Here is a 22,314-nt window from a genome sequence, read left to right on the forward strand (position 1 = left end):
ATGGGCTGGACGCTGGGCCGCTATTTCTTCTTCCGCTACGTGTCGATCACCATCTGGTTCTTCCTCGGCCTTTTGGCGTTGGTGTTCCTGATCGATTTCACCGAGCTTTCGGGCCGCACGACCGGACTGCCGGGCTTCACCTACGGCACCGCATTCGCCATTTCGGCGCTGAGGATGCCGATGATCATGCTGCAGACGGTGCCTTTCGTCGGGCTGTTCTCGGCGATGGCGACGCTCGTGTCGCTCAACCGCCGCTACGAGCTTGTCATCGCGCGCTCGGCCGGCGTTTCGGCCTGGCAGTTCCTGTTCCCGTGCTGCGTCGGCGCGCTGATGTTCGGCCTGCTGTCGGTCGGCGTGCTCAACCCGATCGCCGCGCACGGCTTTTCCTGGTCGGAGCAGATGGAAAACCAACTGCGTGCCGGCAAGTCGAACGCCGTCCCGGAGGATACGACGCCCTGGCTGAGGCAAAAGACCAGTTCCGGCGACACCATCATCGGCGCCCGCGCCATCCTCAACCAGGGGCTGGAGATGGCGGACGCGGTATTCTTCGTCCTCGACCAGCAGGGCAACATCGTCGAGCGCAAGGACGCCGCGCGCGCCTTCCTGCGCGACGGCTATTGGGAGTTGCAGGACGTCAAGCTGTTCAAGGACGGCAACATCCGTCCCCAGGCGTCCGACCGCGTGCCCACCAACCTCAAGCCGGAATTCGTGCAGGAACGCCTGGCGCGCCCGGAAACCATCCCGTTCTACGAACTGCCGGCCAAGATCGATGTTGCCCGCTCCTTCGGCCTCAAGGCAAATGCCTTCGCCATGCAGTTTGATTCGCTGGTGGCGCTGCCGTTCCTCCTCGTCGCCATGACGCTGATTGCGGCAACAGTTTCAATGCGATTTGCGCGGATGGGGCAGTCGGCGACGATGATTCTGGGTGGCGTCCTCGCCGGCTTTCTGCTTTATGTCGTTTCGGTACTGGTCAAGGCATTCGGGGTCGCCGGATTCGTGCCTACAATGGTGGCTGCATGGGTTCCGGTTGTCGTGGCTATGTTCTTCGGGGTGACTTTTCTGCTATACAAGGAAGACGGCTAGTGAGGGAGGCTGGTTTGCGCAGCCATAGGCAGGCCGGCTTGGCACGCCTTTATGGGGCGACAGCCTTGGCATGTTTGTTCGCTTGCGTGGTACCGACGGTGCCGGCGCTGGCGCAGACTATCACGGCGAAGCCTGTTCCCTCCGGCACACAGATGCTGCTGGCCGCCGATACGCTCGTCTATGACAACGACAAGCACACCGTGACCGCCGTCGGCGGCGTGCAGATCGACTACGGCGGCAACAAGCTCGTCGCCCAGCGCGTGGTGTACAACCGCGACACCAAGCGCCTCGTCGCCAGCGGCGCTGTGGAGCTTATCAACAGCGACGGCACCAAGATCAATTCCGAGCATATCGACATCACCGACGATTTCGCCGACGGCTTCGTCAACGCGCTGCGTGTCGAGACGGTCGAGAAGGCCTATTTCGCCGCCGAAAGCGCCGAGCGCATGGGCGGCGTGCTGACCACATTCCACAACGGCATCTACACCGCTTGCGAGCCTTGCGAGGACAAGCCCGACTCGGCGCCGACATGGCGCGTCAAGGCGAGAAAAATCATCTGGAACGGCGAGAAGAAGACCGTTCGCTTCGAGAATGCGAATTTCGAGTTCTTCGGCTATCCGCTCGCCTATCTGCCGGCCTTCGAGATCGCCGACCCGACGGTCAAGCGCAAGAGCGGCTTCCTGATCCCCGGCATCGTCTACAACAACCACCTCGGCGTCGGCCTCAAAGTACCCTACTATTTCGCGCTCTCGCCGACCTATGACCTGACCGTCACCGGCAGCGGCTACACCAAGCAGGGCTTCCTCGGCGAGGCCGAATGGCGGCAGCGCTTCAACAATGGCGAATACAGCCTGAAGATCGCCGGCATCAATCAGCAGGACCCGGACGCCTTCATCGGCACGGGCAATCGCTTTACCGTCGATTCGGGAGAACCAAACGATCCCAACAAGTTCCGCGGCATGATGGGCACCAAGGGCCAGTTCGCCATCAACGAGCGCTGGAACTTCGGCTGGGACGTGCTGCTGCAGACCGACAAGAATTTTTCGCGCACCTATAATATCGACGGCTACAATGACCTCGTCCACCAGTCGTCGATCTATCTGACTGGCCTGAGCGACCGTAATTACTTCGATGTCAGGGCAATGCGCTTCGAGGTGCAGGAAGATACGCTGTCCAGCGACCCGACCGCGCGCTCCGCCAAGCAGCCCTGGGTGCTGCCGTCGTTCGACTATGCCTATATCCCCGACATGTCGGTGGCGGGCGGGCAGTTGTCGCTCAACGTCAATGCGCGCGTCATCAGCCGCGACCGGCTGGACGCGGTGCTGGCCAATCCGCTCGACGACACTTCCATCAACAACGTGCGCGGCCTCGAGGGCCAATCCAGCCGGCTGACGGCGGAGGCCGAATGGAAGCGCACCTTCACCACCGATGGCGGACTGCAGCTGACGCCGTTGCTCGCCTTCCGTGGCGACGCCGGCTATGTATCGACCACATCCGAATCGTTGGCGGCGGTCAACCAGATGGCGACGAATCTCGGCGAGGACGTCGACATGCGCTCCTCGCTCGCCCGCTACATGGCCACGCTGGGCCTGGAGGCGCGCTGGCCGCTCCTGTTCTCGATGCCGAACTCCAGTCATGTCCTGGAGCCGACGGCGCAGATCTTTGTACGCCCGAACGAGCAATATGTCGGTGGGCTGGCCATTCCGAACGAGGACGCGCAGAGCTTCGTCTTCGACGCCACGACCCTGTTCGAGCGCGACAAGTTCTCCGGCTACGATCGCATCGAAGGCGGCACGCGCGCCAATGTCGGCTTCCGCTATTCGGGCGCCTATGGAAACGGCTGGGGCACCAACGCCATCTTCGGCCAGTCCTACCAACTGGGCGGCGAGAACTCCTTCGACGCGCCGGACCTCGTCAATGTCGGTGCCTATTCGGGCCTGCAGACCGCGAAGTCGGACTATGTCGGCCTCATCGGCTTCAACAGCCCGAGCGGCTTCTCCGGCTCGCTCAGCGGCCGATTCGATGAGCAGACATTCGAGGTCAGGCGCGCGGAGATCAAGGCCGCCTATTCCGGCCTGCCGGTTTCGCTCAGCGCCAAATATGCCTTCATCCAGGCGCAGCCGCTCTACGGCTTCGCAACGGACCGCCACGAGGTCACGCTCGGAGCCTCGACGCATCTGGCCGAGAGCTGGCGGGTCTTCGGCACCGGCACCTACGATCTGGAGACAAGCGTCCTGGTCAAGGATGGCGTCGGCTTCGCCTATAACGATTCCTGCTTCACCTATGTGATGACGTTTTCGCAGACGCGCGATACGGTCACCAAGGAGGTGTCGCAGAATATCGGCTTCAACCTGTCGTTCCGCACGCTCGGCGATTTCGGCTCGTCGACCAGCGGCGTCGACACGATCCAGTAAGCGAGGCAACGCGGGTCACGGCGTGCGCTGTCGCTGGCGTGAAGCTTGATGTGGCGCGTGATCCTTCGAAAATGGGGCCGATTCTCGGGGTCATGTGCCGGCGACATTGTTTCGCCGCATAGGACGGGCATGGGGTCGACCACATAGTGCCTGCGTTCGGAGGACGTGCGGCGCCGTCGTGGCGGATAGGAATTGGGAAGGTGAGATGAGGAAATACCTGTTTTCGGCAGGATTCGCGCTGCTGGTGGCGGCGACCTCGGTTTCGATCGCGGCAATGACGCCGCCGGCATTCGCCAGCCAGATCAAATATGTCGTCAACAACATACCGATCACCAGCGGCGACATCGCCCACCGCGCCGCATTCTTCAAGCTGCAGCGCAAGAAAGGCGACGCAGCCAAGGAAATGATCGACCAGACGCTGCGGCTGGCCGAGGCCAAGCGGCTCGGCATCCGCATCACCGACCAGCAGGTCGACGCCGCCTATCAGCGTTTTGCCTCCAACAACAAGATGCCGCTGGCGAAGCTCGACGCCGTCATGGCGCAGTCGGGCGTCACCAAGGAGCATTTCAAGGAGTTCATCCGCGCGCAGATGGCCTGGAACCAGGCGCTTGGCGCGCGCTACCGCTCCGGTGAGGGTGGCTCGGTGACCGAGCAGGACGCGGTCCGCCGCATGCTCGACAAGGGCGGCTCCAAGCCGAGCGCCACGGAATACATGCTGCAGCAGGTCATCTTCGTGGTGCCCGCTTCCGAGCGCTCGGCCACGCTTGCCAAGCGCAAACGCGAGGCCGATGCCATGCGTGCCCGCTTCAATGGCTGCAACACCACGCGCGAATTCGCCAAGGGACTGATCGACGTCACGGTGCGCGATCTCGGCCGCGTGCTGGCGCCGCAATTGCCGTCGGACTGGGCCGAGCAGATCAAGGCGACCAAGGTCGGCGGCGCGACGCCGACGCGCGAGACCGAACGCGGCGTCGAGTTCATCGGGATCTGCTCCTCGCGCGAGGTTTCCGATGACAAGGCCGCCCAGATGGTGTTCCAGGCCGAAGGCGGCAGCAACGACAAGGACGCCGACGAGCTCAGCAAGAAATATGTCGAGGAACTGCGCAAGAAGGCTACCATCGTCGAGCGATAGGCCGTTTCAGCGCATGACAGAAGAAGGCTCGAGCCACCCGCCCTGCCCCGAAGCAGGCATGGCGCCCCGCGTGAAGTCATGAGCGCAGGCAGGACCGATGCGCCGCTGGCGCTCAGCGTCGGCGATCCATCCGGCATCGGGCCCGAGATCGCCATCACCGCCTGGCAGGCGGGCGACAGCGCCGGCGTGCCGCCCTTTTACCTCCTCGCCGATCCTGCCCTGATCGAGGCGCGGGCGCGCGAGATCGGGGCCAACGTGGCGATCATGGAGACCTTGCCAGGGCAAGCGGCGCATCACTTTCCCCGCGCGCTGCCCGTCGTTCCACTCTACGCCCGGCATCTGGACAGTCCCGGGAAGCCGAACTCGGCCAATGCAGCAGGCACCATCGAAGCGATCGACCGCGCCGTCGCCGACTGCCTCGCCGGCCGCGCCGCCGCGGTGGTCACCTGTCCGATCGCCAAGAAGCCGCTCTACGACGCCGGCTTTCGCTTTCCCGGCCACACCGAATATCTCGCGCATCTGGCCTCGCGCCACACCGGCGCCGAGGTGACGCCGGTGATGCTGCTTGCCGGGCCCGAATTGCGCACGGTTCCGGTCACCATCCACATTGCGCTTGCCGAGGTGCCGAAGGTGCTGACGAGCGAGCTGATCGTGGCCACAGGCCGCATCACCGCGGCCGACCTCAAGAGCCGCTTCGGCATCGCGCGGCCCAGGCTCGCCATCGCCGGGCTCAATCCGCATGCCGGCGAAGGCGGCGCGATGGGCACGGAGGATCTGTCGATCGTCCTGCCCGCCGTCGAAGCGCTGCAGGCCGAGGGCATCGAGGCAGTCGGGCCGCTTCCGGCCGACACGATGTTCCATCCGCAGGCACGCGCCGGCTATGACGCGGCCCTTTGCATGTATCACGACCAGGCGCTGATCCCGGCCAAGACGCTTGCCTTCGACGAGGCCGTCAATGTGACGCTCGGCCTGCCCTTCATCCGCACCTCGCCGGACCACGGCACGGCGTACGACATCGCCGGCAAGGGCATTGCACGCGCCGACAGCCTGATCGCGGCGCTGAGGCTCGCACGCCGCCTCGCCGACAGCGGCCACCGGACTGCGGCGGCATGAGGCTCGATTGAGCGGGGGGCGCACGACAATCGACGGATTGCCGCCGCTGCGCGAGGTGATCGAGCGCCACGGCTTGCAGGCGAAGAAGGCGCTCGGCCAGAACTTCCTGCTCGACCTCAACCTGACGAGCAAGATCGCGCGTGCGGCCGGCGACCTCAGCGAAACGACCGTGATCGAGGTCGGCCCCGGCCCCGGCGGGCTGACCCGGGCGCTGCTCTTCAACGGGGCCAAGCGCGTGATCGCCATCGAGCGCGACGAGCGCTGTCTGGAAGCGCTGGCGCAGGTGTCCGGCCATTATCCCGGCCGGCTCGAGGTCATTCCCGGCGATGCGCTGAAGACGGATTTCACCGCGCTTGCCGGCACGGCGGGCAGCGGCCCGGTGAAGATCGCCGCCAACCTGCCCTACAACATCGGCACCGAGCTTCTGATCCGCTGGCTGACAACGGCCGAGTGGCCGCCCTTCTATCAATCGATGACGCTGATGTTCCAGCGCGAGGTGGCCGAGCGCATCACCGCAAGCCCGGGCAGCGACGCCTATGGCCGGCTCGGCGTGCTTGCCGGCTGGCGCACCGAGGCAAAGATCGCCTTCGACGTGCCGCCGCAGGCTTTCACCCCGCCGCCGAAGGTCACTTCCTCGGTGGTGCATCTGGTGCCGCGTGCATCTCCCTTGCCCACCGACGGCAGGAGGCTGGGCCGCGTCACCGAAGCCGCCTTCGGCCAGCGCCGCAAGATGCTGCGGCAAAGCGTGAAGAGCCTCGGCGGCGAAGCCCTGCTCTCCCGCGCCGGCATCGACCCGACGCGCCGCGCCGAGACGCTGAGCGTCGAGGAATTCGTGCGGCTGACTAATGCGGTGTAGCGGAGGAGCGCCGCCCTTCACTCCGTCTTCTCGTCCAGCAACCCGGAAATGAAATCGAACAGGCCCGGCCGCCTGTCCCGGCGAAGCCGCTCCGCCGTCACGATGGCGCGCACCTCGGCGAAGGCGCGGTCGAGATCGTCGTTGACGATGACGAAGTCATACTCCTTCCAGTGCTCGATCTCGACGCGGGCATTCTTCAGCCTGGTCTCGATGACCTGCTCCTGGTCCTCGGCACGGCGCTTCAGGCGCGCCTTCAATTCCTTCATCGAGGGCGGCAGGATGAAGATCGAGACGATGTCGGCGCGCATCTTCTCCTTGAGCTGCTGGGCGCCCTGCCAATCGATGTCGAACAGCATGTCGCGACCTTCGGCAAGCGCCGCCTCGGCCGGCTCGCGCGGCGTCGCATAGAAATTGCCGTGCACCTCCGCCCATTCCAGCAGCGCGTCGGAATCGCGCAGCCGTTCGAACTCGCGCATGGTGCAGAAATGATAGTGGACGCCCTCGATCTCCGAGCCGCGACGAGGTCTGGTGGTGACGGAGACCGACAGCTCCAGGCTCGAATCGCTTTCCAGAAGATTGCGCGCGATCGTCGACTTGCCGGCGCCCGACGGCGACGACAGCACCAGCATCAGCCCGCGGCGGCGGATGCGGGACCCCAGATCCCTGGCGGCCGTCGGCTCCTTGGCAACCATCCCCGTCACTCCAGATTCTGAACCTGCTCGCGAAACTGGTCGACCACCGCCTTGAGCTCCAGCCCGATCGCGGTGACCGCGGCGGCATTCGACTTGGAACACAAGGTATTCGATTCGCGATTGAATTCCTGCGCCAGAAAATCGAGCTTACGGCCGACGGCGCCGCCGCTGGAAAGCAGCGCCCGGCCTGATGCGACATGCGTCTTCAGCCGGTCGATCTCCTCGCGGATATCGGCCTTGGTGGCGAGGAAGGCCGCTTCCTGATGCAGACGGACCGCGTCGAGATTGGCCGAGGCATCCATCAGCAGGCTGACCTGTTCGGCGATACGCTCGCGGATCGCCGCGGGCTCGCGCGATGGGTCGGCCTCGGCCTTCAGCGTCAGCGCTTCAATGGCGTCGATATGGCCGGACAACAGCTTGCGCAGGGCGGCACCTTCGCTCTGCCTTGCCTGCTCCAACCCGGCCAGGGCCATGTCCAGCGCCGACAGGATCGTCGCGTCGAGGGCGGCCCGCTCCTCCTCGGTCTCGACCGTCTCCAGGATGTCGAGCACGCCGCGCAGCGACAGCAGACCGTCAGCCGTCGCCGGCGCGGTGCCGAACTGCTCCTGGAGGCGCTTGGCCAGTCCCGCCAGGTCCTTCAGGAACGCCTCGTTGACGACCGGCTGCGCCTGCTGGGCGACGGCGCGGGCGACAGTCAGCGTCGCCTGGAAATTGCCGCGCGCGAAGCGTTTCTGCACGGTCTGCCTCACAGCGGGTTCGAGCCGGTCGAAACCCGGCGGCAGCCTCAGCCTGACCTCGACGCTCTTGCCGTTGACCGATTTGACTTCCCAGGCGATCGACGTGCCGTCGAGCTCAGCGGCGGCTCGCGCGAAACCGGTCATGCTCTGCACGTTCATGATGCGTGTCACCCCTTGACGCAGGCCCGGCCCGATTGCCCGTGCATGCGCCCCTTGCAAGACGCCGGACCTCTGGCCGGCGTCGGATGTCCCCTCAAAACATGAATACGGCCCGGCGTCAAAGGAGGCGGGCCAGATCCGGCAATCACCGTGGCCTACTGGGCCGCGTCGCCGCCCGCATCGCCATTCTCGCCGCTGGCGCCTGCACTGGAATCGGAGTTGGCATCGCCATCAGGAGCGGCCGGCGCCGTCGTCTGGCCGGAGGCCTTGGCTGCCGCATCGGCCTGCTTCTTCTGCACCGCCCGATAGCGGGCGACGTTCTGGTTGTGCTCTTCCAGCGTCGCGGCAAAGACATGGCCGCCATTGCCGTCGGCGACGAAATAAAGGTCGTCGGTCTTCGACGGATTGGCCACCGCCTCAAGTGCGGCGCGGCCCGGATTGGCGATCGGCGTCGGCGGCAGGCCCTTGATCAGATAGGTGTTGTACGGCGTCTGCTTGTCGATATCGGACTGGTAGATCGGCCTGTCGGCCGGTTTGCCCTTGCCGCCGAACAGGCCGTAGATGATGGTCGGATCCGACTGCAGCCGCATGCCCTTGGCGAGCCGGTTGAGGAAGACGGCGGCCACGCGCGAGCGCTCGTCGCCCCTGCCCGTCTCCTTCTCGACGATGGAGGCCAGGATGACGAACTCCTCCATGTTCGCAATCGGCAGGTCGGGCGCGCGATGCGCCCAGACGTCCTCGACCAGCTTCTTCTGATCGGCGACCAGCTTTTCGATCATCTGCTGCCTGGTGGCGCCACGCGTGAAGCGCAGCGTGTCGGTCGCGATGCTGCCCTCGGGCGGCATGGTCGCCGGCATGTCGCCGGTCAGGGCATCCTGCTCGGCCACGCGCTGCAGCGCCTGCTCGACCGTCAGCCCCTCGGGGATGGTCAGCGAATACATCACCGACTTGCCGCTCTTGAACAGCTCCATGATGTCACGCATCGAGGCGCGCGGCTTGATGGCGTATTCGCCGGCCTTCAGCGCGGAATCGTTGCCGGTGGCACGCACCCCCAGCCTGAAGATGCGCGCATCGCTGACCAGGCCGCGCCGCTCCAGCTGATCGGCGATCTCCTGCACGCCGGTGTTCGGCTTGACCATGAAGGTGTCGCCATTGGCGGACGGACCCGGCTCAATGAAGGCCTGCATGCCGAAATAGAGTGCGGCACCCGAGGCAAGCACGACCAGGATGACCAACGAAAGGAAGAAATTCAGGAATACGACGACCTGGCTGCGCGACGCGCGCGAGCGTTTCGACGGCGGCGGCGTGCCGGCCTCGGGGCGCAGCGCCTCGGCGGCTGTCTTGGGCACGATCGGTCCTTGCGCCTGGCGCTGTCCGAATTCTCCACCGCCGCCCGGATTTGTATTCATGGCGCCCTACCGTCTGATCTTGCAACGAATCCCCTAGCCGAAGTGTAGGGGCAAATTTGGCAAAAATGACGGCAGGCGGCGGACCTGCCGGTAGGCTGAATGTTCAGCCATCGTAACGTTGGAAGACGAGCGAGGCGTTGGTGCCGCCGAAGCCGAAGGAGTTCGACAACGCCACATCGATCTGGCGCTGGCGCGGCTTGTTCGGCACGAGATCGATCGCCGTCTCGCGTTCCGGATTGTCGAGATTGATGGTGGCAGGGGCAATGTTGTCGCGGATGGCGAGGATCGAGAAGATCGCTTCCGCGGCGCCCGCGGCGCCGAGCAGATGGCCGATCGACGACTTGGTCGACGACATCGAGATCTTGGAAGCGGCGTTGCCGACCAGCCGCTCCACGGCGCCGAGTTCGATCGTGTCGGCCATGGTCGAGGTGCCGTGCGCATTGATGTAGTCGATGTCGGCGGGCGAGAGCTTCGCCCGATTCAGCGCCGCCGTCATGCAGCGGAAGGCGCCGTCGCCGTCCTCGGCCGGGGCGGTGATGTGATAGGCGTCGCCGGTCAGGCCGTAGCCGGTGACCTCGGCATAGATCTTGGCGCCGCGCGCCTTGGCGTGCTCGAGCTCTTCCAGGACGACGACGCCGGCGCCCTCGCCCATGACGAAGCCGTCGCGGTCGCGGTCATAGGGGCGCGAAGCGATCTCGGGCGTATCGTTGCGCTCGGTGGAGAGCGCGCGGCACGCGGCGAAACCTGCCATCGAAAGCCGCGTGACCGGCGCCTCGGCGCCGCCGGCCACCATGACGTCGGCATCGCCCCAGATGATCAGCCGCGCGGCATCGCCGATGGCGTGCGCGCCCGTCGAGCAGGCGGTGACGACCGCATGGTTCGGGCCTTTCAGCCCGTGCCGGATGGAAACCTGGCCGGAGACCAGGTTGATGATCTGTCCGGGGATGAAGAAGGGGCTGATGCGGCGCGGGCCGCGCTCCTTCAGGATCATCGCGTTCTCGGCGATGCCGTCTATGCCGCCGATGCCGGAACCGATCAGCACGCCGGTGGCGCACTGATCTTCATGCGTCTCGGGCTTCCAGCCGGAATCGGCCAGCGCCTCGTCGGCGGCCGCGATGCCGTAGAGGATGAAGTCGCCGATCTTGCGCAGTTCCTTCGGCTCGAGCACGGCCTCGGGATTGAAGGTGCCGTTCGAACCGTCGCCGCGCGGAATGACGTGGGCGATCTTGCAGGCAAGGTCGTCCACCTCGAATTCGGTGATGCGGCAGGCAGCGCTGCGGCCGGAAAGCAGTTCCTTCCAGCTGTGCTCGACACCCATGCCGAACGGCGAAAGCAGGCCAAGGCCCGTGACGACGACTCGCCTCATCGCAGGTCCTCCCCGGCGATACCCGCGGAAAGCCTCAGGCCGAGGCCTTGTCGATGTATTTCACGGCATCGCCGACAGTCAGGATGGTCTCGGCGGCGTCGTCCGGAATCTCGACGCCGAACTCTTCTTCGAACGCCATCACGAGTTCGACCGTATCGAGGCTGTCCGCGCCCAGATCGTCGATGAAGCTCGCCTGCTCCGTCACTTTGTCGGCATCGACGCCGAGATGCTCGATGACGATCTTCTTGACGCGCTCTGCGGTGTCACTCATTTGGGGCCTCGTCTTACGTTGTGTTGTCTTCGTTAGCGGGCGGAATGCCGCTAATCAAGCTGAAAGATGGTCTTGTGGGAAACGCAACGCCACAGGACCGGTTTTTGCCCGAACCGCCGGGTTGCCGGCCGCATTACACGAAAAACAGCGGGCGTCCAAGCCGAAATGGCTGTTTTCACAGGCGCCCGGGGCTCGGTCGGCTAGGTGTGTGAGATTCAGGTCAAGCCGAGCCGAAAATGGTGGCTTTCCAGGACCGTCGCGGAGCGGATATTTGCGTCCGTTTGCACCGGAAACGCAGAAAGCCACCGTTTGCAGGCCGGCATCAGCTGAATGTCACCATGCCCTTAGATCATCGCCATGCCGCCATTCACGTGGATGGTCTGCCCGGTGACATAAGCCGCCTCATTCGAGGCGAGATAGGCGACCGCCGAGGCGACCTCGGCGCTGGTGCCCATGCGCCGCGTGGGAATCGCCGCCATGATGGCCTCTTTCTGCTTGTCGTTGAGCTTGCCGGTCATGGCCGATTCGATGAAGCCCGGGGCGACGCAGTTGACGGTGATGTTGCGGGTGGCGATCTCCTGCGCCAGCGACTTGGAAAAGCCGATCATGCCGGCCTTGGAAGAGCAGTAATTGGTCTGGCCGGGATTGCCGGTGACGCCGACCACGGAGGTGATGTTGATGATGCGGCCATGGCGGCGGCGCATCATGGGATGGGTCAGCTCGCGGGTGAGCCGGAACACGGCGGTCAGGTTCACCTCGAGCACGGAATCCCAGTCGGCGTCCGACATGCGCACGAACAGGCCGTCCTTGGTGATGCCGGCATTGTTGACCAGGATGTCGACGCCTTCGAGATCGGCCTCCGCCTTCTGGCCGAGCGCCTTGACCGCGTCGCGGTTGGTCAGATCCGCCGGGAAGAGCTTCACGCGGTCGCCGAGCTCGCCGGCCAGCGTTTCCAGCTTCTCCACACGGGTGCCGTGCAGGCCGACGATCGCACCCTGGCTGTGCAGCACCCTGGCGATCGCCTCGCCGATGCCTCCCGATGCGCCGGTGACGAGCGCCTTGCGGCCGGTCAGTTCGAACATTGCTTCAACCTCATTCTTCCGGACGCCCCGCGAGCGACCCTCGTTCCGCATTTGTCATGTTGTCCAGGCCATACCAGAAGTTCTCGGCACTCACGACCGATTCTTCACCAAGCCTGATCCGCTCCAGCACTTCCGCAGCCAGGTAATAGTCCTCGAGATCTTCGAGTCCACGCTCAACGAAGTACGCAGGTATTCGGCTTTGCTTCGACCAGTCCTCGCCACGAGATCGTCGAGGCGACACTCGACTTCGGGAGAAGACGGATGGAAGTAGGCATGCCGCACCCGCCGGCAAGAGTTTCCCGTTTATCCTAAAGCAGCCAGCGCCGTCTCGACCTCCGCCGCCGTGCCGATGGCGCCGGTGGCGATGTCGCGGTTTATGCGGCGCGCGAGGCCGGACAGCACCTTTCCGGCGCCGATTTCGTAGAGCGTCGCGACACCATTGGCGCCGAACCATTCCACCGTCTCGCGCCAGCGCACGCGGGCGACGACCTGTTCGACTAGGCGGCGGGCGATCTCGTCCGGGTCGCTGGTGGGCGTGACGGTGACGTTGGAAACGATCGGGACGACTGGCGAACTTTTGGCCACACCCGCCAGCGCCTCGCGCATGATGTCGGCGGCCGGCGTCATCAATGCCGAGTGAAAGGGTGCCGAGACCTGCAGCATCAGCGCCCGCTTGGCACCCTTTTCGGTGCAGAGCTTCGCCGCCAGTTCGACGGCCGCCTTGGCGCCGGAAATCACCAGTTGGCCACCGCCATTGTCGTTGGCGATCTGACAGACAGAGCCTTGTGCCGCTTCGGCGCAGGCGGCTTCGACATCGGCCTGCTCCAGCCCGATGATCGCGGCCATGGCGCCCTCGCCCGCCGGCACCGCCGCCTGCATGGCATTGCCGCGGGTGCGCAACAGCCGCGCGGCATCGGCCACCGAAACGAAGCCGGCTGCGGCAAGCGCCGAATATTCGCCGAGCGAATGGCCGGCGACATAAGCCACCTTGTCCTTCAGCGAAAAACCGCGCGATTCCAGCGCCCTTACCGCGGCCAGCGACACCGCCATCAGCGCCGGCTGGGCATTGGCCGTTAGTGTCAGGGTTTCTTCCGGCCCCTCCCAGATCAGCTTCGACAGTTTTTCGCCGAGCGCCTCATCAACTTCCTCGAAGACGCCGCGCGCCTCGGGAAAGGCATCGGCGAGGTCCTTGCCCATGCCGACGGCCTGGCTGCCCTGTCCCGGAAAGGTGAATGCGACGGCCATGTTAGCGTCTCCAGCGGCTGGTTTTTCCCTGCCTCTGGCGCAAGGCGGACGGCCAAGTCAAGCCCGCAAGCACCAGTTCAGCGCCTGTTCCAGCCGGGAAACCGGCCGAGTTCCCTGTTCTGAAAGGCTTTTTGGCGATCACACCTGATGAAAACCGCTCACGAATCGTTTGCTGGCTCTTCTTATTTCCGCCACAGGCGCTAGCTTTGTGTGACATTTCGATGACAGTGGCGTGACGCGAGTGGAAGACGCGTGACATGGGCCGGGGAAGCAAAGTGGCTAGGATCAGGAAAGGCGCGGCCAAGCCCGCGCCGCAATTTTTGGAAGACGATCCGTCCACCGGCTATCTGCCGGGGCGCAGATGGCCGATTGTCCGCTACGGCCTGGCGACGCTGCTTGCCTCCGCCCTTCTGGTGTTCGCCATCGAATGGATCGTGCGCGGCGACTTCTTCGGCACCGTCGACTTCTTCCTGCAGCCCTTCAAGCCCGGCTGGACCACGATCATCGTCTTTTCGCTGGTGCTGGTCGGGCTCGACGCCATACTCGGCCGCAGCCATCAAAGCCTGATGATCGTCGCGCCGCTGACACTGGCATTGGCCTTTGTCGGTCACCAGAAATCGCACTATCTTGGCGATCCGCTCTACCCGACCGATTTCCTCTATGCCCGCCAGATCATGGCGCTGATGCCGCTTCTGGTGCGCGAGCGCCCGTGGACGGCCGTGCTGCTTGCGGCCGCGATCGTCGCCAGCCTCGCGCTGCTCGTCTATGGCTGGCGGCTCTGGCGCCGGCGTGTGCCGATCCTCAGCCGAAAGGGACGGCTGGCGCGCTTGACGCTGACCGTGCCGCTGCTCGCTTTCTTCGTCTCGATCATGGACTACGCCACCTTCTCGTGGACGCGCGACAGGCTGCAGATCATCCCGATCATGTGGGACCAGAAGGAGAATTACGCCTCCAACGGCTTCGCGCTCGCCTTCGCGCTCAACGTGCCGATGGCGCATGTCTCGGCCCCGCCCGTCTATTCCGAGAAGACGATGGACGCGATCGCGCGTCCCGAGGTTGCCGCCTCGGTGCCGGACCAGAAGCCCGATATCATCGTGGTGATGAGCGAATCCTTCTGGGATCCGACGGAGCTTCCCGGCGTCAGCATCAAGCCCGATCCGATCCCGACGGTGCGCGCGCTGCGCTCGGGCTCGATGTTCTCACCGGAATTCGGCGGCATGACCGCCAATATCGAGTTCGAGGCGCTGACCGGCTTTTCCAACGCCTTCCTGCCGGCGGGCTCGATTCCCTATCAGCAATATGTGCGCACGCCGACGCCGTCGCTGGCGACTTTCCTGAAGAGCGAAGGCTATAGGGCGCGCGCGATCCATCCGGGCACCAACTGGTTCTGGAACCGGGGCGCCGTCTACGCCGATTTCGGCTTCAACGACTTCCGCTCGGAAGAGACGCTGCCGCCGATGGAAAAGCGCGGGCCGCTGGCCTCCGATGCGGCTATGACCGACGAGATCATGCGCGAAGCCGATGCCAGCGAAGAGCCGGTGTTCCTGTTCGCGGTCAGCCTGCAGAACCACGGGCCCTACGAGCCCTACCGCTATTACAATCCGACCCATCGGGTCGACGCGCCGATCAGCACCTGGGCGCGGGAATCGCTGCTCTCCTACGCCGAAGGCTCGGCGGACGCCGATCGCGGCCTGCAGCGCCTGATCGACTGGGCGAAGAAGCGCGAGCGGCCGACCGTCATCGCGTTCTTCGGCGACCATCTGCCGCCGCTCGGCCCGGTCTATGTCGAGACCGGCTTCCTCAAGGACAATGTCGCGCCGCGCAGGGAGCCGACGCCCGAGGCAGCGCTCGAGCATCACGACACGCCGCTGATCATCTGGTCGAACCGCTCCGGTCCGGTCGAGAATCTGGGCTCGGTGAGTCCCGCCTTCCTGCCCTACCATATCCTGACCACGGCCGGGATCACCCACCCCTATTACACCGGTTTCCTCGGCGCGCTGCGCGAGCGCTACCGCGTCGTCGACCGCAACCTTCTGCTTTCGCCCTCCGGCGAGGCGACGCCCGACTGGGCACGACAAAAGAAGATCGATCCGAAGATCAACGATTTTCGGCTGATCCAGTACGATATGATGTTCGGCAAGCGCCGGGTCGCGCCCGACTTCTTCCCCGAGACGGTAGTCCCGCTCGTCGCGCATATGAGCTGAGTGGATCGCCTTCCGATGAAATGGCCGACCTGCTGCGGGCCGACGGGTCAGCCAATTCCCCCAAGTGCCGCCAGTCCTGCGACACTGCGGGACCGCCGACCCGCTCTCCCGCCCTTGCCTTCCTCACGAATTGCTGTATAGACGCCCCCAATCTGCCGGTCCTTGCTGGGGGCTGAACGGAGGGCCGTGGCTTTGAAGGGCCACGTCATGAAGCCATAAGCGCTTTGGGCCTCCCGTGTCTCCGCTCTCGACCGTCTCGCGATGCTCCTTTCTTCCCCGCTCCTTTGCGACCGGGCCAGACAAGTTGCAGAGGCTTAGCCGCGAGGGCCGGTGAGAGAAACGAAGAAAGGCAGAAAAACATAATGGCTCTTTACGAACATGTGTTTCTTGCCCGGCAGGACCTGTCGCAGCAGCAGGTTGATGCGCTTGTCGAACAGTACAAGGGCGTCATCACCGCCAATGGCGGATCGGTCGGCCGGATCGAGAACTGGGGACTGAAGTCCCTCACCTACCGGGTCAAGAAGAACCGGAAGGCTTACTACACGCTGATGGACATCAACTGCCCGCCGGCCGCGCTCAACGAAATGGAGCGCCAGATGGGCCTGTCGGAAGACGTGCTGCGCTTCCTCACCATCAAGGTCGAGGCGCATGAGGAAGGCCCCTCGGCGATGATGCAGAAGCGCGAGGAGCGCTCCGAGCGCGGCGGCTTCGGCGATCGCGACCGTGGTCCGCGTTCGTTCGGCGACCGCGACCGCGGTGACCGTGGCCCGCGTTCGTTCGGCGACCGTGATGGCGGCGACCGTGGTCCGCGCCGTCCGCGCGAAAACGTTGAAGGGGGTGCAGAATAATGGTCGACATCAACCAGATCCCGACCCGGCGCCCGTTCCATCGCCGCCGCAAGACCTGCCCGTTCTCCGGCGCCAACGCTCCGAAGATCGACTACAAGGACGTGCGTCTGCTGCAGCGCTACATTTCCGAGCGCGGCAAGATCGTGCCGTCGCGCATCACCGCTGTCAGCCAGAAGAAGCAGCGCGAACTCGCCAAGGCGATCAAGCGCGCCCGCTTCCTCGGCCTGCTGCCCTACGTGGTTCGCTAAGCTATTTGATGCGGGCGGCTTGCCGCCCGCTTCGACCCACGGCGACGGGCGCCGCGACGGGTAGGCTCAAAATCCCGAGTTGAGGCCATAAACCTCTAACTGCCAAAACAGGCAGGACAGCGACACCGGCGAAGACGCCATTTGCTTCCTGACCTGTTCCCAAAAGAATCCGCCGTCATCCGCGATGGCGCCAAACCAAAGGAACGAAACCATGGAAGTCATTCTCCTCGAGCGCATTTCCCGCCTCGGCCAGATGGGCGACACCGTCAAGGTCAAGGATGGGTTCGCCCGCAACTTCCTGCTGCCGCAGGGCAAGGCGCTGCGCGCCAACGAAGCCAACAAGAAGAAGTTCGAGGGCCAGCGCGCCCAGCTCGAAGCCCGCAATCTCGAGCGCAAGTCGGAGGCCTCGCAGATCGCCGAGAAGCTCGACGGCAAGAGCTTCATCGTCGTGCGCTCGGCCGGCGAGACCGGCCAGCTCTACGGCTCGGTGTCGACCCGCGACATCGCCGAACTGCTGACCGCCGAGGGCTTCTCCGTCAACCGCAACCAGATCGAGCTCAACCAGCCGATCAAGACCATCGGCCTCTCCAACGTGGCGATCGCGCTGCATCCTGAAGTCGAGGTCACGGTGACGCTCAACGTCGCCCGCTCGGCCGATGAAGCGGAGCGCCAGGCCAAGGGCGAGACGCTGACGACGGCCGAAGCTATCTATGGCGAAGACATCAACGACAACGCCCGGCCGGACAACTTCTTCGACCCGAACGCCGAATTCGAAGGCGGCGAGGACAACGCCTGATCGACAAGGCAGGAGCCGTGCTCCGGCTCCTCCTGGGTCCAGCGCCGACTGGACCAACGCCCGGGTCTTCGACCCGGGCTTTTTTGTGCCAATAGGAACTTTTCTAATCCCTATATCTTGTTGCAGATTACGGCTTGGCGCGTCGATTGGACGCGAGCGATGCGCTGTGGCACTTTCGATTTGGCATTCGGTCCGGCTGCCGGATGGTCCGTTTGAGGGGACATTTGGTCATGAATATCCTGTTGAAACACGTTCTCGAACGGCTGGTGCGGACCGGCGACCTCAAAGTGACCGGGCCGAAAGGCTCGACGCATAAGTTCGGCGACGGCAGCGGCGAACCCGTACACATCCACATCAAGACCACCCATGCCGAGCGCGCGATCACCTTCGATCCGATGCTGGCCGTGCCTGAAGCCTATATGGACGGCGAACTGGACATCCCCGAGGGCGGCGTCCTCGGGGTGATGCGGATCGCCTTCCAGAACATGGGCAGCGGCGGCATCGACGTGACCTGGTCGAAGGCCATCGAGGGTCTGCGCCATGCCTTCCGCCGCCTGCAGCAGATCAACACGGCGTCGAGATCACGCCGCAACGTGCAGCGCCACTACGACCTCTCCGGCGAGCTCTACAAGCTCTTCCTCGACGAGGACATGCAGTATTCCTGCGCCTATTTCGAACAGCCCGACATGACGCTGGACGAAGCGCAAGTCGCCAAGAAGCGCCACATCGCCGCCAAGCTGAGACTCAAAGCCGGCCAGACGGTGCTCGATATCGGCTCCGGCTGGGGCGGCCTCGGGCTTTATCTCGCCAAGGCCTTCGACGTCGACGTGCAGGGCGTGACACTGTCCACCGAGCAGCAGGGCGTCTCCACCGACCGCGCGCATGCGCTGGGCCTGCAGGACCGCGTGCATTTCGACCTCAAGGACTATCGCGCGCTCAATGAACGTTTCGACCGCATCGTCTCGGTCGGCATGTTCGAGCATGTCGGCGTCAACCACTACCGGACTTTCTTCGACAAGTCGGCGACGCTGCTCAAGCCCGACGGCGTGATGCTGCTCCACACCATCGGCCGCTCCGGCGTGCCGTGGGCGACCAGCGCCTTCATCCGCAAATACATCTTCCCGGGCGGCTACGTCCCGGCGATGTCGGAAGTGCTGCCGGCGATTGAGAAATCAGGCCTTATCGTCACGGACATCGAGATTCTCAGGCTCCACTACGCCGACACGCTGAAGCATTGGGGCCAGCGCTTTGCCGCCAACCGCGACAAGGCGAAGGCCATCTATGACGAGCGCTTCTGCCGCATGTGGGAGTTCTACCTTGCGGCCTCGGAAGCCGCCTTCCGCTGGCAGGACCTGGTGATCTTTCAGTTCCAGCTCGCCAAGAAGAACGACACGTTGCCGATGACGCGCGACTATATGGCCAAATGCGAGAAGGCGCTGGAATTGCGCGACCTCGGCCATCAGGAGCCGGCGACGCCGGCGGTCAAACCGAGCCGCCGCAAGAAGGTGGAATAGAACGGCGGCGATTGCCGCTTGCCATTGCCGCCTGACGCCACGAAAAAGGTCTCGTTCGCGAGGCCTTTTTTATGAACTACCTGATCTACATCGCGGCCGCGCTTGCCGAGATCGCCGGCTGCTTTTCCTTCTGGGCCTGGTGGCGGCTGGCGAAGTCGCCGCTCTGGCTGGTGCCGGGCTTGGCCTTGCTGGCATTGTTCGGCTTCCTTTTGGCGCTGGTCGACACGAGCGCCGCCGGTCGCGCTTACGCCGCCTATGGCGGCATCTACATCGCCGCTTCGCTCGGCTGGCTTTGGCTGGCCGAAGGCATGCGCCCCGACCGTTTCGACCTCGCCGGCGCCGCGCTCTGCATCGTCGGCGCCTCGGTGATCCTGCTCGCGCCAAGAGGAGCCTGAATTGGAACTGCCCACCGCGCTCCGGCAAGGCGTCGACAGCCTGCTCGAAAAGGTATCGCTGCCGGCGCTGAAACAGGCCGCGAGAACGCTTTCGGAACGCTATCGCGCCGAGTTGCGTGACGGCCGCCTGCATATGGGCGAAGACATGGCGGTGAAGGCTTACCTGGCGACCAGGCTGCCCGCCACCTATGCCGCCGTTCGCGCTTGCCTCGACGCGCTGGCCGATGCCCATCCCGATTTCCAGCCGAAAAGCCTGCTTGATATCGGCGCCGGGCCTGGCACCATGCTTTGGGCCACAGCTGATACCTGGCTGGAGCTCGAACAGGCGGTTCTGGTCGAGGCAAGCGCCGCGGTGCGTAAGGTCGGCCAGTCGCTGGCCGCCGGCGCGATCGCGGCCCGCACGAGCTGGGTAGCCGGCGACGCCACCATCGATCTCGATGGTCTCGACCCTGCGGACTTGGTCAGCGCCGCCTATGTCCTGGACGAGATCGCGCCGGCCTCGTTGCCAAAACTCGTCGACCGGCTCTGGCGATTGACGGCCGACACGCTCCTCATCGTCGAGCCCGGCACGCCGGCCGGCTGGCAGCGTATCCTTGCCGCGCGCCGGCAGCTCATCGAAGCCGGCGCGCACGTCTTGGCGCCCTGCCCGCATGAAGCGCCTTGCCCGCTCATTGCGCCCGACTGGTGCCATTTTTCCCGCCGCGTCGCGCGTTCGCGGCTGCATCGGCTCGCCAAGGACGCCGACGTGCCGTGGGAGGACGAGAAGTTCATCTACCTCGCCGCCTCGCGACTGCCGGCGCCGCAGCGCGCCTCCCGGGTGATCGCGCCGCCAAAGGGCGGTTCGGGCAAGGTCGTCGTGCTCAAGCTCTGCCAGCCCGACGGCCATGCCGGCGAGCGCCTCTCCAGCAAGCGCGACGGCGAATCGTTCAAAGCGGCGCGGCGGGCGGACTGGGGCGACACGCTTGGCTGAGCCGCTTTGTCATCCCGGGTCGAAGCGACACGGCGCAGACGAGGATTGCCACGACTGATATGGCCAGCATCGTATTTTCCTGTTTTGTTCTCGCTCGGGACCCGCTACGGTTGCGCCCTTCGATTCGAGTCAATGACGATTCTTTCCACGGAAAAATTTTGGTTGTGAATCGCGAGCATCGAAGCCAGTTGGAACCTCACTGTTGCAGATAAGTCAGCACCGATTTGTCCAATTCTGATATCGAAAAGGCGGGATCGAAATCGGGGACATCATGGCTGAAGCAGCGCGCAAAATCGGCGTGGCGGAGCAACCGCTTTATCGCGAGGCACCGAACAACATCGAGGCCGAGCAGGCGCTGCTTGGCGCCATACTGGTCAACAACGACGCCTTCTACCGCGTCTCGGATTTCCTCAAGCCCGCCCATTTCTACGAGCCGCTGCACCGTAAGATTTTCGAGGTGGCTGCCGAACTCATCCGCATGGGCAAGATCGCAACGCCGATCACGCTGAAGACCTTCCTGCCGGCGGAAGAGAAGGTCGGCGACATGACGGTGGCGCAGTATGTCGTGCGGCTCGCCGTCGAGGCGGTCACCGTCGTCAACGCCGCCGATTACGGACGCGCCATCTACGACCTCGCCACGCGCCGGGCGCTGATCACCGTCGGCGAGGACATGGTCAACATCGCCTATGACGCGCCGGTCGACATGTCGCCGTCGGAGCAGATCGAGGACGCCGAGCGGCGCCTGTTCGAGCTCGCCGAGACCGGCCGCTACGACGGCGGCTTCGAGAGCTTCAACGATGCGGTCAAAACCGCAGTCGACATGGCCAACGCCGCCTATATGCGCGACGGCCATCTGTCAGGCATCGCCACGGGCCTGCGCGATCTCGACCGCCGCATGGGCGGCCTGCAGCCTTCCGACCTGATCGTGCTTGCCGGGCGCCCGGGCATGGGCAAGACCTCCTTGGCCACCAACATCGCGTTCAATATTGCCGAGGCCTATCAACCGGCACAGCAGGCCGACGGCACCTTCAAGGCGGCCAATGGCGGCGTGGTCGGCTTCTTCTCGCTCGAAATGTCGTCGGAACAGCTCGCCACCCGCATCATCTCCGAGCAGACCGAAATCTCGTCATCGAAGATCCGCCGCGGCGAGATATCCGAGATGGATTTCGAGAAGCTGGTCGCCTGTTCGCAGACGATGCAGAAGATCCCGCTGTTCATCGACCAGACCGGCGGCATTTCTATCGCGCAGCTCTCCGCCCGGGCGCGGCGGCTGAAGCGCCAGCGCGGCCTCGACCTCATCGTCATCGACTATATCCAGCTGATGCAGGGCTCGAGCGCGCGCGCCTCGCAGAACCGCGTGCAGGAAATCACCGAAATCACCACGGGGCTGAAGGCTTTAGCCAAGGAGCTCGGCGTGCCGATCATCGCGCTGTCGCAGCTGTCGCGTCAGGTCGAAAGCCGTGACGACAAGCGGCCGCAGCTCTCGGACCTGCGTGAATCCGGCTCGATCGAGCAGGACGCTGACGTGGTGCTGTTTGTCTACCGCGAGGAATACTACCTCAAGAACCGCGAGCCGAAGCTCGGCACCGACGAGTACATCAAGTGGGAAAACGAGATGAACGAGGCGCGCGGCAAGGCCGAGTGCATCGTGGCCAAGCAGCGCCACGGACCGACGGGCACCGTCAGCCTTGCCTTCCACGGCGAGTTCACACGATTCTCCGACCTGGCGGAAGAGCATCATTTACCGGAGAGGTTTGAGTAGGCGCGTGGTCGCGACGGC

General features: G+C 64.6%; 21 protein-coding genes. 13 read left to right on the plus strand and 8 right to left on the minus strand.

Annotated elements, in window-relative coordinates; translation table 11 throughout:
* The 5 genes from lptG (at position 1) to rsmA (ending at position 6,598) form a co-directional block, all read left to right on the plus strand.
* Positions 1-1,083: an LPS export ABC transporter permease LptG gene (gene lptG / locus CK220_RS17545; RefSeq protein ID WP_095812733.1), complete on the plus strand. Its 1,083-nt coding sequence runs from the start codon at positions 1-3 to the stop codon at positions 1,081-1,083.
* The gene (locus CK220_RS17550) at positions 1,083-3,497 is read left to right on the plus strand and encodes an LPS-assembly protein LptD (protein ID WP_176479119.1); all 2,415 of its coding nucleotides are present in this window, start codon (positions 1,083-1,085) and stop codon (positions 3,495-3,497) included. Before lptG ends, CK220_RS17550 begins: the two co-directional genes overlap by 1 nt.
* A 205-nt stretch (positions 3,498-3,702) precedes the next feature.
* Positions 3,703-4,629: a peptidylprolyl isomerase gene (locus tag CK220_RS17555; RefSeq protein ID WP_095812734.1), complete on the plus strand. Its 927-nt coding sequence runs from the start codon at positions 3,703-3,705 to the stop codon at positions 4,627-4,629.
* 78 nt (positions 4,630-4,707) lie between these two features.
* On the plus strand, positions 4,708-5,742 hold the full coding sequence (gene pdxA / locus CK220_RS17560) for a 4-hydroxythreonine-4-phosphate dehydrogenase PdxA (protein ID WP_095812735.1): 1,035 nt from the start codon (positions 4,708-4,710) through the stop codon (positions 5,740-5,742).
* Between the two features lie 7 nt (positions 5,743-5,749).
* Positions 5,750-6,598, plus strand: a complete 849-nt coding sequence (rsmA, locus tag CK220_RS17565) for a 16S rRNA (adenine(1518)-N(6)/adenine(1519)-N(6))-dimethyltransferase RsmA (protein ID WP_095812736.1) — start codon at positions 5,750-5,752, stop codon at positions 6,596-6,598.
* Between the two features lie 17 nt (positions 6,599-6,615).
* On the opposite strand, the gene gmk is transcribed toward rsmA, so the two are convergent.
* The 7 genes from gmk to fabD form a co-directional block, all read right to left on the minus strand.
* A complete protein-coding gene (gene gmk / locus CK220_RS17570; RefSeq protein ID WP_095812737.1) occupies positions 6,616-7,290 on the minus strand; it encodes a guanylate kinase in 675 nt (224 codons plus the stop codon).
* Positions 7,291-7,295: 5 nt separating this feature from the next.
* Positions 7,296-8,186, minus strand: coding sequence for a YicC/YloC family endoribonuclease (locus CK220_RS17575; RefSeq protein ID WP_095812738.1), 891 nt, complete (start codon positions 8,184-8,186; stop codon positions 7,296-7,298).
* 155 nt (positions 8,187-8,341) lie between these two features.
* Positions 8,342-9,595 (minus strand): endolytic transglycosylase MltG, encoded by a 1,254-nt coding sequence (mltG, locus tag CK220_RS17580; protein WP_095812739.1) that lies wholly within the window; start codon positions 9,593-9,595, stop codon positions 8,342-8,344.
* Between the two features lie 103 nt (positions 9,596-9,698).
* Complete coding sequence (gene fabF, locus CK220_RS17585; RefSeq protein WP_095812740.1) at positions 9,699-10,961, minus strand: beta-ketoacyl-ACP synthase II; 1,263 nt, start codon at positions 10,959-10,961, stop codon at positions 9,699-9,701.
* 34 nt (positions 10,962-10,995) lie between these two features.
* Entirely contained in the window at positions 10,996-11,232 is a 237-nt protein-coding gene (locus CK220_RS17590) for an acyl carrier protein (protein ID WP_006203723.1), read from the minus strand.
* A gap of 344 nt (positions 11,233-11,576) precedes the next feature.
* A complete protein-coding gene (gene fabG, locus CK220_RS17595; RefSeq protein WP_095812741.1) occupies positions 11,577-12,314 on the minus strand; it encodes a 3-oxoacyl-[acyl-carrier-protein] reductase in 738 nt (245 codons plus the stop codon).
* A gap of 303 nt (positions 12,315-12,617) precedes the next feature.
* Positions 12,618-13,559 (minus strand): ACP S-malonyltransferase, encoded by a 942-nt coding sequence (fabD, locus tag CK220_RS17605; protein WP_095812742.1) that lies wholly within the window; start codon positions 13,557-13,559, stop codon positions 12,618-12,620.
* 257 nt (positions 13,560-13,816) lie between these two features.
* Between fabD and CK220_RS17610 the strand changes: the two genes are divergently transcribed.
* The 3 genes from CK220_RS17610 to rpsR all read left to right on the plus strand — a co-directional run bounded on the left by CK220_RS17610 (position 13,817) and on the right by rpsR (position 16,859).
* Positions 13,817-15,763 (plus strand): LTA synthase family protein, encoded by a 1,947-nt coding sequence (locus tag CK220_RS17610; protein WP_095812743.1) that lies wholly within the window; start codon positions 13,817-13,819, stop codon positions 15,761-15,763.
* Positions 15,764-16,125: 362 nt separating this feature from the next.
* Positions 16,126-16,611 carry a 30S ribosomal protein S6 gene (gene rpsF, locus CK220_RS17615; protein ID WP_095812744.1) on the plus strand — a complete coding sequence of 162 codons (486 nt, stop codon included), beginning with the start codon at positions 16,126-16,128 and terminating at the stop codon, positions 16,609-16,611.
* Positions 16,611-16,859 carry a 30S ribosomal protein S18 gene (rpsR, locus tag CK220_RS17620; protein ID WP_006203718.1) on the plus strand — a complete coding sequence of 83 codons (249 nt, stop codon included), beginning with the start codon at positions 16,611-16,613 and terminating at the stop codon, positions 16,857-16,859. Before rpsF ends, rpsR begins: the two co-directional genes overlap by 1 nt.
* A gap of 66 nt (positions 16,860-16,925) precedes the next feature.
* Here the strand turns inward: rpsR and CK220_RS31960 are convergent, their stop codons facing one another.
* Entirely contained in the window at positions 16,926-17,072 is a 147-nt protein-coding gene (locus CK220_RS31960; protein WP_176479120.1) for a hypothetical protein, read from the minus strand.
* Here CK220_RS31960 and rplI point away from each other — a divergent pair.
* The 5 genes from rplI to CK220_RS17645 all read left to right on the plus strand — a co-directional run bounded on the left by rplI (position 17,071) and on the right by CK220_RS17645 (position 22,296).
* Positions 17,071-17,655, plus strand: coding sequence for a 50S ribosomal protein L9 (rplI, locus tag CK220_RS17625; protein ID WP_095812745.1), 585 nt, complete (start codon positions 17,071-17,073; stop codon positions 17,653-17,655). The genes CK220_RS31960 and rplI overlap by 2 nt on opposite strands.
* A gap of 230 nt (positions 17,656-17,885) precedes the next feature.
* Positions 17,886-19,169, plus strand: a complete 1,284-nt coding sequence (locus CK220_RS17630; RefSeq protein WP_095812746.1) for a cyclopropane-fatty-acyl-phospholipid synthase family protein — start codon at positions 17,886-17,888, stop codon at positions 19,167-19,169.
* A 71-nt stretch (positions 19,170-19,240) separates the two neighbouring features.
* Positions 19,241-19,564, plus strand: coding sequence for a YnfA family protein (locus tag CK220_RS17635; protein WP_095812747.1), 324 nt, complete (start codon positions 19,241-19,243; stop codon positions 19,562-19,564).
* A gap of 1 nt (position 19,565) precedes the next feature.
* The gene (locus CK220_RS17640) at positions 19,566-20,534 is read left to right on the plus strand and encodes a small ribosomal subunit Rsm22 family protein (RefSeq protein ID WP_095812748.1); all 969 of its coding nucleotides are present in this window, start codon (positions 19,566-19,568) and stop codon (positions 20,532-20,534) included.
* A 271-nt stretch (positions 20,535-20,805) separates the two neighbouring features.
* The gene (locus CK220_RS17645) at positions 20,806-22,296 is read left to right on the plus strand and encodes a replicative DNA helicase (protein ID WP_095812749.1); all 1,491 of its coding nucleotides are present in this window, start codon (positions 20,806-20,808) and stop codon (positions 22,294-22,296) included.
* The last annotated feature ends 18 nt before the right edge of the window (positions 22,297-22,314 follow it).

Source organism: Mesorhizobium sp. WSM3860 (assembly GCF_002294995.1).
Classification (GTDB): domain Bacteria; phylum Pseudomonadota; class Alphaproteobacteria; order Rhizobiales; family Rhizobiaceae; genus Mesorhizobium.